Genomic DNA, 12,898 nt, shown 5'->3' with positions numbered 1-12,898 from the left:
CCTGCAAAACCTTGCCAATGGCCGGCGCTGTGGTCAAGCGCGGACCCCGGCAGCATTTTCGGGACGGCCATCCCACATGCTGGGGTAACGCAATGTTTGCAAAAGCTCACTTTGCATACACGCGTGACCACTCTGGAGTTACATGCCCTGTTCAGGGGCTTGCGGAAATGAAGGTATCAGTTGCCCGGAACACGGGATGCGCTCCGTCCGACCGTTTCCTACCTCACTGCGGCTTCCCAAACACGATCATCTCTGATGAAATCGCGGCCGTGCCGCGCGTGGTCCCCTCCGCTTACGGCATGGCTCGGCGGCTCAGGCGGGGAAGAAACGACGGAGGCGATGTCGTGAGCACCGGACCGACGACCCTGCCCGCGCTCGGCGACAGCGGTCGGCGTGCGCGCCGACGGATGCCGAGACTGCGTGACGCCCGGATCCGGTCCAAGTTGGCGTTGATTCTTGTCGTCCCGGTGGCGGCGGTGATCGCGCTGGCCACGGTCCGCCTGATCTCCGTCGGCGAGGGCGCGTTCGACGCCACCCGGGCCCGGTCACTGACGGCCCTCTCCGTCGACGTCAGCGCCCTCACCCAGGACCTCCAGGCCGAACGGATGGCCGCGGCCGCCTACCTCGCCGCTCCGCAGCAGCCGGCCGACGCGTACAACCTGCGCGTCCGCGAGACGCAGCAGCAGGTGGACGAGTACCGCGCCGAGCGGGGCCGGATCGGCGACGTGCCGACCGCCCTGCGGGACCGGCTGGCCGCCATCGACGACCACCTGGCCACCCTGGACAGCACCCGTCAGGAGGTGCTGGACCGCCGGCAGATGGCGGTCGCCGAGGCGGTGCTCCGCTACGGAGTCATCCTCACCGACCTGGTGTCGTACGGTGACGGCCTGGCCCAGCTGCCCGGCGACGAGAGCCTGTCGGACAGCCGCCGCGCGGTCGCCGCCTTCGCCCGCGCCAAGGCTTCCGTCGCCGAGGAAGAGGCCGTCGCCTTCACCGCGCTGACGGCCGGCCAGCTCGACTCGGAGCAGTTCTCCTCCTTCGTGGCAACGTTGACCGGCCAGCAGGAGGCCCTGGTTGCCTTCTCGCTGGCCGCCGACCCGGTGCAGCGCGCGCTGGTCGACAGCACCGTCTCCGGCGACGCGGTCGGCCTGGCCGACCGGGTGGCCACCGACATCACCCGCTCGGTCGGGCAGCGCCCCCTGGTCACCGCGCAGGACGCCACCGCTGCCATCGGCGCGGTGAACGACCTGATGCGCTGGGCCGAGATCCAACTACAGGACCGACTGCTCCAGCAGGCCGACCAGGCCCGCTCGGACGTCATCCGGCAGGCAGTGGTCGAGTCGATCCTGGTGCTGCTGACCCTGATCATCGCCGTGTCGCTGGCCGTGGTGCTGGCCCGCTCGCTCAACCACTCGCTGCGCCGACTGCGTGAGGGCGCCCTCTCGGTGGCCAACCACGACCTGCCCGACGCCGTGCAGCGGCTGCAGAACATGGGCAGCGTGGGTGACGGCGGGGTGGACGAGATCGTCCGCCAGGTCCGGGACCCCATCCAGCTCAACACCCGCGACGAGGTCGGTCAGGTGGCGCTGGCCTTCAACGTCGTACACCGGGAGGCGGTGCGGGTCGCCGCCGAACAGGCGGCACTGCGTACCAGCGTCTCGGCGATGTTCCTCAACCTGGCCCGCCGCAGTCAGACCCTGGTCGACCGGATGATCGGCGAGCTGGACGCGATCGAGCGCGGCGAGGAGGACCCGAAGCGGCTCGCGCAGCTCTTCGAGCTGGACCACCTGGCCACCCGAATGCGCCGCAACGACGAGAACCTGCTCGTCCTGGCCGGCGCCGACTCCGCCGCACCGCGTCACGACAACGCGCTGGTGGTGGACGTGCTGCGCGCCGCCCAGTCCGAGGTTGAGCTGTACAACCGCATCGAGTTCGGCACCGTGGACACCGACATCTCGGTGGCCGCGAACGCCGTCAACGACGTGGTACGCCTCGTCGCCGAGCTGCTCGACAACGCCACCCGGTTCTCGCCGCCGAACACCACTGTGGTCGCCGACGGTCGCCGGATCCGCGACTACGTGCTGATCCAGATCGAGGACCGCGGGCTCGGCCTCACCGACGACCAGCTCGACTCGCTCAACCGGCGGCTGGCCGCCCCGCCGAGCGTGGACGTCGCCGCGTTCCGACTGATGGGTCTGGCAGTGGTGAGTCGGCTCGCCTCCCGCTACGGCATCCGGGTGGAGTTGCGCCGCAACGTCGAGGGCGGCACCGTCGCCCAGGTGACGTTGCCCGCCGCCACAGTGGTGCTGCCCAGCAACCGGGGCCGCGAGCAGGTGCTCACCCGGCCGCGTCAGCCGATGGCAGTGGAGCAGGCGCCGCTCACCCCGGCCGGTCACGCCGAGCAGTTCGCCGGTGCCGCCACCTCGGCGGCCACGCTGCCCGACCAGTGGCGGACCAGCACGCCGACACCCGCTCAGTGGCAGTCGCCGCTGGACTCGCGGGACACCACCCCGGCCGTCCAGGCGGGTGGCTACACCGGCCCGCGCTCGACAATGCCACCCGCACCTGCCGCCCCGGCTCCCGCCGCCCCGCTCCCGCCGGCCCGGCCGGCCTACAGCAACGGCGCGAGTGCCTCGCTGGGCAGCCCGACAGTGGCCTACCCGACCGTCGACCCGCTGCCCCGACGCGGCTCCACCCCGGACGCCGCGGACACCGCGGATGGGCGTGGCGCCCAGGGCCTCCCGGTCGGGCCGGTCGCCGGGCCGGGCGCTGTGGCACCGCCGGCCGCTCCGTCGGTGCCCGCCGCACCGGTCAGCACCCGGCCCGACTTCCCCGCCGAGGCTCCGATCTTCCGGGAGATGGAGGCGGTCTGGTTCCGGTCGCACGGCGACGACGCCACCGCGATCTTCACCCGGCCCAACTTCGACGAGCCGCCCGCGCCCACCGCCACGGCAGCGGCCGACGCCGGCCTGCGAGCCGGCAACGGTGGCCAGCCGAGCGCCGGGTCGGTGCCGGCCGCGTCGCCGGCCCGACCGAAGCTGCCGACCCGTACCCCGGGCAGCTCCGGCACCGACGGGACGGCCACCCCGGGCGCCGACGGCCTCGGCGCCACGATGGACGGGTTCGGGGCACGGCCGTCGGCGCCGCCGACGTACGCTCCGCCCCCGGCCGGTCGGACGGCTCCGGCCGCCCCCGCCCCCGCCCCCGCACCCGCACCCGCCCCCGACCCGGGGGCATGGCGTACGGCCGCTGACGAAGGCTGGTCCCGGGCCAGCCGGGCTGCCGAGCCGGCTCCCGCCGGGACCACCCGCTCCGGACTGCCCAAGCGGGTGCCGCAGCAACAGCTCGTGCCGGGTGGCATCGAACCGAAGAGCGGCCGGGACCGCAGCCGGCGGACCCCGGATGAAGTACGTGGTCTGCTGTCGGCCTACCACCGCGGTGTGCAGCGCGGTCGGACGGCCGGAACGGACCTGAACAGCACCTCGACCAAGGAGAGCCGATGAACAGGCCAGCTGCCATGCAGGACATGGGTTGGCTGCTCACCAACTTCGCCGACAGCGTGGCGGGAATCGCCCACGTGGTGGCGGTGTCCGCCGACGGGCTGCTGCTCGCGTCCTCCCGGGATCTACCGGGGGACCGGGCGGACCAGCTCGCCGCGATCACCTCCGGGGTGGTGAGCCTGACCGAGGGCGCGGCCCGGATGTTCAGTGCGGGCGGGGTGTTGCAGACAGTCATCGAGATGGACAGCGGGTATCTCTTCCTGATGTCGATCAGCGACGGCTCCTCGATGGCCGTGCTGGCCGCGCGCAGCTGCGACGTGGGCCAGGTGGGCTACGAGATGGCGCTGCTGGTCGAGCGGGTGGGTGCCGCGCTGGTGCCGCTGCCGCGCGACGCGGTGCGCTCTTAGCACCGGAAGGCGGCGCTCGTTCCGAGCGCCGGACCAGGGACGAGAGGCGGCACAGTCCGGCTCAGCAGGGGACGAGGAGGTGATCGGGAATGGACCAACGACGCGCTGACCCGCGTGGCGCGCTGGTGCGTCCGTACGCGGTCACCCGTGGGCGTACCGAGCCACGGCAGGACATCGCCCTCGAGGCCGTCCTCACCGCGTCCCCCACCCAGGTCGCCGAGTCCCGCTTCGCCGGGCACGACAAGCACCGCATCGCCACGGTCTGTGAGGGCCGAGCACAGTCGCTGGCGGAGATCGCCGCGTATACCCGGATGCCGCTGGGCGTCGCCCGGGTATTGGTCGCCGACATGGTGGCCGAGAGCCTGCTGACGTTACACACTGCTGCTCCCGCCGAGGGGTTCGAGGAGCGGATGGAACTGCTTGGAAGGGTGCTAAGTGGACTTCGCAGGCTATGACCCCGCAGGGGGGGCGGCCGGGCCGGGGAATCGTCTCCGCGAAGATCGTCGTCGCGGGCGGCTTCGGCGTCGGTAAGACGACACTGGTCGGGGCGATCTCCGAGATCACACCGCTGACCACCGAGGCGTTGATGACAGCGGCGGGTGTCGGCATCGACGATCCGTCCAAGGTGCCGGGCAAGGAGACCACCACGGTCGCCATGGACTTCGGCCGGATCACCATGGCCCAGGACCTGATCCTGTACCTCTTCGGTACACCGGGTCAGACTCGGTTCTGGTTCATGTGGGACGAGATCATTCGGGGGGCGGTGGGTGCCGCCGTGCTGGTGGACACCCGCCGGATCACCGACGCGTTCGCCCCGCTGGACTACTTCGAGAACCGCAACCTGCCGTACGTGGTGGCGCTGAACAAGTTCGACGGCGCACCGCAGTACGAGGCCGAGGAGGTCCGCGAAGCGCTGGCCATCTCGCCGCAGGTGCCGCTGGTGATGACCGACGCCCGGCAGCGGGACTCGGTCAAGCAGGTGCTGGTGACTGTGGTCGAGCACGCCATGCTCCGGCTCCAGTCCGAGCACGGGCGGGGCTTCCCGACGCCGGTCGGCTGAACCGTCGTGTCACGGCCGGCGTACGACTGCCGGCCGTGACACGGTCAGTCGACCCGGAGCCGGTAGCCGCGCTTCACCACTGTCTGCACCACGCGGGGCGCGCGCAGGCCGGCCCGTAGCCGGGCGACGGCCATCTCCACGGCGTGCTCGTCCGCGCCCCGGGGCAGCGTCCGCAGCAACGCCGTACGGGACAGCACCCGACCCGGTGACTGGGCCAGCGCCCGCAGCACCGCCATCGGCGCGGGCGCGAGGGGCCGCAGCTCGCCGTCGATCACCGCGGCGTGCCCGCGCAACGTGAGCAGGTGCCCGCCGGCCTTGAACGTCACGGTCCGGCGGGGCAGTTCGTCGACGATGGTCCGCACCAGCGCGCCCAGCCGGGCCCGACCGGGCGCGCTCACCGGCACCCCGTGCCGCAACAGCGGCTCGGCGGTCACCGCGCCGACGCAGCTGGCCAGCACGTCGCTGCGCAACGCCGACAGCACCGCGTCGGTGCGGTCACCGGCGGCCCGTAGCAGCGCCTCGGCCGCCGGCGCCGAGGTGAACGTCACCGCGTCCACCAGCCGGCCGGCGATCAGGTCGATCAGCCGGTGCAGCGGCGCCGGGTCGGTCGGCGGCGCCCAACGGTAGACAGGCACCTCGATGACAGTGGCGCCCGCCGCCTCCAGCGCGAGCGTGCACTCGGGCTGCCGCTCGCCGTGCAGCTGCATGGCGATCACCTGCCCGGCGACTCCGCGCCGTCGCAGGTGATCGACCACCTCGTCGCAGCTCTCCGAGGCCGGCGACCACTGGTCGTGCAGCCCAGCCGCCCGGATCGCGCCGCGTGCCTTCGGGCCGCGCGCCACCACGTACGAGCTGGCCAGCACGGAGCGCAGCGGCTCGGCCAGCCCCCAGCCCTCGGCCGCCTCCAACCAGCCGCGCATGCCGATGCCGGTGTTGGCCATCAGGATGTCCGGCGGCTGGTCGAGGCAGGCGCGGGTCGCCTCGCGCAGCTCGGTGTCGTCGGACAGCGGCACGATCCGCAGCGCCGGGGCGAGAACCACCCGGGCGCCCCTTCGTTCGAGCAGCGCGGCCAACTCGTCGCGCCGCCGGTCGGCGGTCACCCCGATGGTGAAGCCCGCCAGTTCTTCCCGCATCAACCCTCCTGTCGCAGCCGCACCTCGACCAGCCCGTTACGGCAACGTGCGTCGTGTCGGGCCACGGCCACCCCGGGCAGGTCGAGGCAGTGCCCGCTGCGCAGGTCGTACACCTGCTTGTGCAGCGGTGAGGCGACCGTCGGCACTCCGCCACGGCTGCCGACGATGCCCCGGGACAGCACGTACGCCCCGGAGACCGGGTCGCGGTTGTCGATCGCGAACAGCTCGTCGGCGGTCCGGAAGAGGGCGATCTGCACCCCGTCGACCAGGGCGGCGACGCCCCGGTCCGGTTCCAACCGGTCGAGCAGGCAGACGGTGGTCCAGGTCAGCGTGAGGGTCTGGGTCATCGCCGTACCTCCGGTAGGCCGAGGGTGACCGGTTGCCGACGGTGACCATTGGTCGGCTCGGTTCCGGTCGGGGACTGGTCGCGTGCGGGGACCGGCTGGCCGCGTTCCCGGGTGAAGGTGATCGACGGGTCGGGTACGTCGGGGGCGTTGACGAAGGAGGTGTAGCGGCGCAGCCGATCCGGGTCGTCCAGGACGTCGCGCCACTCGTCGGAGTACGACGACACGTGCCGGGCCATCGCCGCGTCGAGGTCCTCGCAGAGCCCGAGCGAGTCGTCCACGATCACCGAGCGCAGGTGGTCCAGGCCGCCGTCCATGGCCTCGATCCAGCCAGCGGTGCGTTGCAGCCGGTCGGCGGTGCGGATGTAGTAGATGAGGAACCTGTCGATCAGTCTGATCAGCGCGTCCGTGGACAGGTCGGTGGCGAACAGGTCGGCGTGCCGGGGCCGGAAACCACCGTTGCCGCCGACGTAGAGATTCCAACCGGTCTCGGTGGCGATGATGCCGAAGTCCTTGCTGCGCGCCTCCGCGCACTCCCGGGCGCAACCGGAGACCGCCGACTTGAGCTTGTGCGGGGCACGCAGCCCGCGATAGCGCAGCTCCAGCGCGACGGCCAGCCCCACCGAGTCCTGCACCCCGTACCGGCACCAGGTCTCGCCCACGCATGACTTCACAGTGCGCAGCGCCTTGCCGTACGCGTGCCCGGACTCGAAGCCGGCGTCGACCAGCCGCCGCCAGATCTGCGGCAGCTGCTCCACCCGCGCCCCGAACAGGTCGATCCGCTGCCCACCGGTGATTTTCGTGTAGAGCTGGAAGTCCCGGGCGACCTCGCCGATCACGATCAGCTTCTCCGGGGTGATCTCGCCGCCCGGGATCCGGGGCACCACCGAGTAGCTGCCGTCACGTTGCAGGTTGGCCAGGAAGTGGTCGTTGGTGTCCTGCAACGACGCCTGTTCGCCGTCGAGCACGTGCCCGCCGCCCAGCGAGGCGAGGATGGACGCCACCACCGGCTTGCAGATGTCGCAGCCGCGGCCCCGACCGTGCTCGGCGACCAGCCGGGAGAAGGTACGGATGCCGCGGACGCGGACGATCTCGAACAGCTCCCGCCGGCTGACGTCGAAGTGCTCACAGAGCGCGCCGGACTGCGCCACCCCGGCCGCGTCCAGGAGCTGCTTGAGCATCGGCACGCAGGAACCGCAGCTGGTGCCGGCCCGGGTGCACGCCTTCAACGCCGGCACGTCCGCGCAACCGTCGGCGATGGCGGCGTCCACGTCGCCCCGGGTCACCGCGTTGCAGGAGCAGACCTGCGCGGCGGCGGGCAGCGCTCCGGCGTCCGCGCCGCCGCCGTCGGGGGCGAGCAGCGCCAGCGGCGCGGCCGGCAGCGGGCCGCCCACACTGGCCCGCAGCGTCGGGTACGCGCTGGCGTCACCGACCAGCACCCCGCCGAGCAGGGTGTGCGCGTCGTCGGAGAGCACCAGCTTCGCGTAGACCCGGGTGGCCGGGTCGGTGAACGTGACGTCCAGGCAGCCCTCGGTCGTGCCGTGGGCGTCGCCGAACGAGGCCACGTCGACGCCGAGCAGCTTGAGTTTGGTGGCGGTGTCAGCGCCCGGGAAGGTCGCCGCGCCGCCGACCAGCCGATCGGCCACCACCTCGGCCGTCGCGTACCCCGGCGCGACCAGACCGTGGCAGGTGCCGTCGACCGCCGCGCACTCTCCGACGGCCCAGATCCGCTCGTCGGCGGTGCGACAGGTCGAGTCGACAAGCACCCCGCCGCGCGGGCCCAGCGGCAGGCCGGCGTCCCGGGCCAACTGGTCCCGGGGCCGGATACCGGCGGCCACCACCACCAGTTCGGTGTCGAGGGCCGTGCCGTCGGAGAGTTCCAGGGCCGCGACGCCGCCGTCCGGGCCCGGACGGATCGCTGTGGTCGCCACCCCGAGGTGGGTTCGTACGCCCAACTCGTCGACGTAGCGGCGGAGCATCGCGCCGCCGGCCTGGTCCACCTGCACCGGCATCAACCGGGGCGCGAACTCGACCACGTCGGTGCTCAGGCCGAGCAGTCGCAGGGCATTCGCTGCCTCCAGACCGAGCAGCCCGCCACCGATCACCGCGCCGACCCGCCGGCCCCGCGCGTACGCCCGGATCGCCGCCAGGTCGTCCAGGGTCCGGTAGACGAAGACCCCGGGCAGCTCCGTGCCGGCCACCGGCGGCACGAACGCGTACGACCCGGTGGCCAGCACCAGCGCGTCGTAGCGGTATTCGCCGACGGCGGTGGTCACCACCTGCCGGTCCCGGTCGACAGCGGTCGCCGGCTCGCCGAGGCGCAGCCGCACCCCGTCGTGCGGGGTGTGCAGGTTGAGTTCGCTCTCACTCACCCCGTCGAAATACGCCGAGAGTCGCACCCGGTCGTACGCCGGGCGCCCCTCCTCGGCCAGCACCGTCACCCGCCAGTCGCCCTGTGGGTCACGGGCGTGCAGCGCGTCCACGAAACGCTGCCCGACCATGCCGTTGCCGATGACGACCAGTTCGCCGCCGCTCATCGCGTCACCTCCACCGATTCCGCCTGGCTCAGCCAGTCGACGATGCCGCTCACCGCGTCCCGGCATCCGCCGCATCCGGTGCCGGCCCGGGTCGCGGCCACCACCGCATCGACAGTCCGGGCGCCGGAGCGCCAGCTTCTGACGAGTGCGCCCTTGCTCACCGTGTTGCACTGGCAGACAGTGGCCGCGTCCGGCATCAGCGCCGGCGAGGCGGCCGGGGTCGCGCCGGCCGCGCCGAGTGCCCGGCCGAGCAGCAGCGCCCGGCGGTCGCTCGGCACCGGCTGACCACGGTCGAAGAGTTGGATCACCGTGCCGACCGCCGGGTTGTCGCCGAGCAGGATGGCGCCGATCAGCCGCTCGTCCCGGATCCGCAAACGGGCGTAGGTGCCCCGGGTCGGATCGGCGAAGGTCAACTCCTCGCCCGGCCCGCCACTGGCCGCGTCACCCATCGACGCCAGGTCGATCCCGGCGGCCTTCAGCCGGGTCACCACCGGCCGGGGCCGGTACCGGGCCAGTGGGTCCGTCCCGGTCAGCACGTCCGCGAGCACCTGGGCCTGGGCCCAGGCGGGCGCGACCAGCCCGGTGAGCACACCGTCGTGCTCGGCGCAGTCGCCGATCGCCGAGATGGACCGGTCGCTGGTGCGCAGCCGGTCGTCCACCACCACGCCACGCCGCACTGTCAGGCCGGCGGCCTGTGCGAGGGCGGTGTCCGGGCGTACGCCGCAGGAGAGGACCAGCAGGTCGGCGCTGAGCGATCGACCGTCGGCAAGGTCGAGGCGGACACCGCTGGCGTCCGCGGCCACGCCGGTCGCCGACACCCCGAGTTGGACTGTGACGCCGAAGCCGGCGAGCGTGCCGGCGAGCACCGCGCCGGCGGTCGGGTCCAGTTGCCGTTCCATCAGGTGCTCTCTCGGGTGCACCACGGTGGTGGCCAGCCCTCTGGTGGCCAGCCCTCGGGCGGCCTCCAGACCGAGCAGCCCGCCGCCGAGCACCAGCGCGCTGCGGGCGCCGTCCGCCGCGGCGAGGATCCGCCGGCAGTCGTCGAGGGTCCGGAAGGGGACCACCCGATCCGGCAGGTTCGCCGGGTCGAGGCCGGGCAGTGGCGGCACCACCGCACGGGCGCCGGTGGCGAGCACCAGGTGGTCGTACCCGATTCGTTCGCCGTCGTGGGTGCGGACCTCCCGGGCAGACCTGTCGACAGCTGTCACCGGTACGCCGCTGCGCAGGTCGACGCCGTGCCCGGCGGCTTCGGTCAGCTCCACGTCCGGCTCGTCGATCCGGCCGGCCAGCAAAGTGGAGAGCAGGATCCGGTTGTACGCGCGGTGCGGCTCGGCCCCGAGCACTGTGACCTTTCGGTCTCCCTCCCGGGCGTGCAGCTCACCGGCGAGGCGCGCGCCCGCCATCCCGTTGCCGACGATGACCACCCGGGCGGTCATGCCTTCTCCACTCGGACCGCGCAGATCTTGAACTCGGGCATCCCGGAGATCGGGTCCACCGCGTCGTTGGTGACCGAGTTGGCACGTCCCGCCCCCGCGTAGTGGAACGGGGCGAAGACGGTGTCGGGTCGGATCCCGGTGCTCAGCCGGGCTGGCGCACGCAATTCACCCCGGCGCGAGGTGACCCGCACCGGGTCACCGTCGTCGATGCCCAACCGGGCGGCCAGGTCGGGGTGCAGCTCGACGAACGCCTCCGGGGCGGCGCGGCGCAGCGCGGCGACCCGTCGGGTCTGGGTGCCCGACTGGTACTGCGCCAGCACCCGACCTGTGGTGAAGTGCAACGGGTACGTGGCGCAGACCTCCTCGGCGGCCGGCCGATGGTCGACGGGGTGGAAGCGGGCCCGGCCGTCCGGGGTGGCGAACCGCTCGGCGAACAGTCGGGGCGTGTCCGGCCCGTCCTCGCTCGGGCAGGGCCAGTAGACCCCGTCGTCGGCGTCGATCCGGTCCCAGCTGATGCCTGCGTAGTCGGCGGCCCCACCGGCGGAGGCGCGGCGCAGCTCGGCGAAGACGACAGCCGGGTCGGCCGGGAACCGAGCCGCCGCGACGGCGGCCGGTCGCACCCTGGCCGGGTTGGCGTCGGCCGGGTCGACGTCCGTCGACTCGGTGTCGGCCAGTCGCGCCGCCAGGTCGGAGATGATGGCGAGGTCGGTCCGGACGCCCGGCGGGGGCGGCCGTAGCGCGCGCCGACGCAGCACCCGACCCTCCAGGTTGGTCATGGTGCCGTCCTCCTCGGCCCACTGCGCGGTGGGCAGCACCACGTCCGCCAGCGCGGCCGTCTCGGAGAGCAGGAGGTCCGCGACGACCAGCAGGTCGAGGTCGCGCAGCCGGCCCTCGATCCGGGCCGCCCGGGGTGCCGAGACCACCGGGTTCGACCCGAACACCAGCAACGCGCGCGGGCCACCCAGCGTGCCGAGCGAGTCGAGCAGCTGGTAGGCGGGTACTCCAGGGCCGGGCAGTTCATCGGCCGGCACGCCCCAGACCCCGGCCACGTGCTCCCGGGCCGCCGGGTCGTCGATCCGCCGGTAGCCGGGGAGCTGATCGGCCTTCTGCCCGTGCTCCCGCCCGCCCTGGCCGTTGCCCTGGCCGGTGAGGCAGCCGTACCCCGAACCGTCGCGGCCGGGCAGACCGAGGGCGAGGGCGAGATTGACGTACGCGGTGACGGTGTCCACCCCCTTGGCGTGCTGCTCGGCGCCGCGCGCGGTCAGGATGATCACGCGACCGCCGGTGCCCAGCGCTCGGGCGGTCGCCTCCAGGTCGGCCACCGGCACCCCGGAGAGCTGTTCCGCGCGGGCCGGCCACCAGGCGGCGACGCCTCGGCGGACCGCGTCGAATCCGGTGGTGCGGTCGGCCACGTAGGCTCGGTCGACCCAACCCTCGGTGAGGGCGATGTGCAGCAGCGCGTTGGCCACCGCGAGGTCGGTGCCGGGCAGCGGTTGCAGGTGCAGGTCGGCCTGGCGGGCGGTGGCGGTGACCCGGGGGTCGATGACGATCAGTTTTCCGCCGTTGCGGCGCTGCTCGGTCAGCCAGCGCACCAGCGGCGGCATGGTCTCCGCCGGGTTCGCTCCGACCAGCAGCAGGGTGTCGGCCCGGCCCAGGTCGGCGAGGGGGAACGGCAACCCGCGGTCGATGCCGAAGGCGCGCATCCCGGCGGCTGCCGCCGAGGACATGCAGAACCGTCCGTTGTAGTCGATGTGCCGGGTGCGCAGCCCGATCCGGGCGAACTTCCCCAACGCGTACGCCTTCTCGTTGGTCAGGCCACCACCGCCGAAGACGGCGACCGCGTCCCGGCCGGCGTCGTCCTGGACGGCGCGGATGCCGGCGACCACCCGGTCGAGCGCGGTGTCCCAGCTCGCCGGGTGCAGTTCGCCGGTGGCCGGGTCGCGCACCAGCGGGGTGGTCAGCCGCTCCGGGTGGTCGAGCAGTTCGGCGGCGGTCCAACCCTTCTGGCAGAGCCCGCCCCGGTTGGTGGGGAACTGGCGGGGGTGGACCGTCACCCCGGCGTCGTCCGCGCGCAGCGTCATCCCGCACTGCAGTGCGCAGTACGGGCAGTGCGTCGCCACTTCCCGGGGCGTCAGCCCCGGCGGAGTTGCCGACCGTGCACCGTCTGTCATGTCGGGAAAGCGTGCCGCCGGGCGGTTTCCGGTCCGGGTCCCTTCTGTTTCGGTCCTGTCAAGTGGGGCTCACACCGCACAGGAGCAGCGGGTGTGACGGGTGGGTGACGGCGGCCGCATGGGAGGACGCTCGACCAGCGCGGCCGTCATCTCGCGGGGGGCGGTCGGCGCAGGTCGGCGCGGTGTGGTCGGCGGGTGAGGGACAACCAGCCCAGGAACCGGGCGTGAAGTGCTCGCGGGTCAGGGCGAACGCCCAGGGAGTACAGGTCGTCAACCGCGTCTTGCATGTGCGCTGCCAAATAGAACGCCA

General features: G+C 72.9%; 8 protein-coding genes and 1 pseudogene. 4 read left to right on the top strand and 5 right to left on the bottom strand.

Annotated elements, in window-relative coordinates; translation table 11 throughout:
- Positions 1-344: 344 nt before the first annotated feature.
- The 4 genes and pseudogenes from NIE79_RS16715 to NIE79_RS16700 all read left to right on the top strand — a co-directional run bounded on the left by NIE79_RS16715 (position 345) and on the right by NIE79_RS16700 (position 4,967).
- Positions 345-3,503 (top strand): sensor histidine kinase, encoded by a 3,159-nt coding sequence (locus NIE79_RS16715; protein WP_238679480.1) that lies wholly within the window; start codon positions 345-347, stop codon positions 3,501-3,503.
- Positions 3,500-3,907 carry a roadblock/LC7 domain-containing protein gene (locus tag NIE79_RS16710; RefSeq protein WP_007465177.1) on the top strand — a complete coding sequence of 136 codons (408 nt, stop codon included), beginning with the start codon at positions 3,500-3,502 and terminating at the stop codon, positions 3,905-3,907. The genes NIE79_RS16715 and NIE79_RS16710 overlap by 4 nt, the downstream gene beginning before the upstream one ends.
- A gap of 89 nt (positions 3,908-3,996) precedes the next feature.
- Positions 3,997-4,362: a DUF742 domain-containing protein gene (locus tag NIE79_RS16705; RefSeq protein ID WP_007465174.1), complete on the top strand. Its 366-nt coding sequence runs from the start codon at positions 3,997-3,999 to the stop codon at positions 4,360-4,362.
- A pseudogene (locus tag NIE79_RS16700) lies at positions 4,343-4,967 on the top strand (GTP-binding protein). Before NIE79_RS16705 ends, NIE79_RS16700 begins: the two are co-directional and overlap by 20 nt.
- Before the next feature lie 44 nt (positions 4,968-5,011).
- Here the strand turns inward: NIE79_RS16700 and NIE79_RS16695 are convergent.
- The 5 genes from NIE79_RS16695 to NIE79_RS16675 are packed head-to-tail and all read right to left on the bottom strand — an operon-like array spanning position 5,012 to position 12,588.
- On the bottom strand, positions 5,012-6,100 hold the full coding sequence (locus tag NIE79_RS16695) for a uroporphyrinogen-III synthase (protein ID WP_238679479.1): 1,089 nt from the start codon (positions 6,098-6,100) through the stop codon (positions 5,012-5,014).
- Positions 6,100-6,447 (bottom strand): nitrite reductase small subunit NirD, encoded by a 348-nt coding sequence (gene nirD, locus NIE79_RS16690; protein WP_091402335.1) that lies wholly within the window; start codon positions 6,445-6,447, stop codon positions 6,100-6,102. The genes NIE79_RS16695 and nirD overlap by 1 nt, the downstream gene beginning before the upstream one ends.
- Entirely contained in the window at positions 6,444-8,981 is a 2,538-nt protein-coding gene (gene nirB, locus NIE79_RS16685; RefSeq protein ID WP_238679478.1) for a nitrite reductase large subunit NirB, read from the bottom strand. Before nirB ends, nirD begins: the two co-directional genes overlap by 4 nt.
- On the bottom strand, positions 8,978-10,417 hold the full coding sequence (locus tag NIE79_RS16680) for an FAD-dependent oxidoreductase (RefSeq protein ID WP_238679477.1): 1,440 nt from the start codon (positions 10,415-10,417) through the stop codon (positions 8,978-8,980). Before NIE79_RS16680 ends, nirB begins: the two co-directional genes overlap by 4 nt.
- A complete protein-coding gene (locus NIE79_RS16675; protein ID WP_238679476.1) occupies positions 10,414-12,588 on the bottom strand; it encodes a molybdopterin oxidoreductase family protein in 2,175 nt (724 codons plus the stop codon). Before NIE79_RS16675 ends, NIE79_RS16680 begins: the two co-directional genes overlap by 4 nt.
- Positions 12,589-12,898 lie beyond the last annotated feature (310 nt).

The sequence above is a fragment of the Micromonospora trifolii genome, from assembly GCF_022229005.1.
In the GTDB taxonomy this organism is placed as follows: Bacteria; Actinomycetota; Actinomycetes; order Mycobacteriales; family Micromonosporaceae; genus Micromonospora; species Micromonospora trifolii.
The sequence above is the reverse complement of the archived record's forward strand: the minus strand, read 5'-3'. Positions and strand labels throughout refer to the sequence as shown.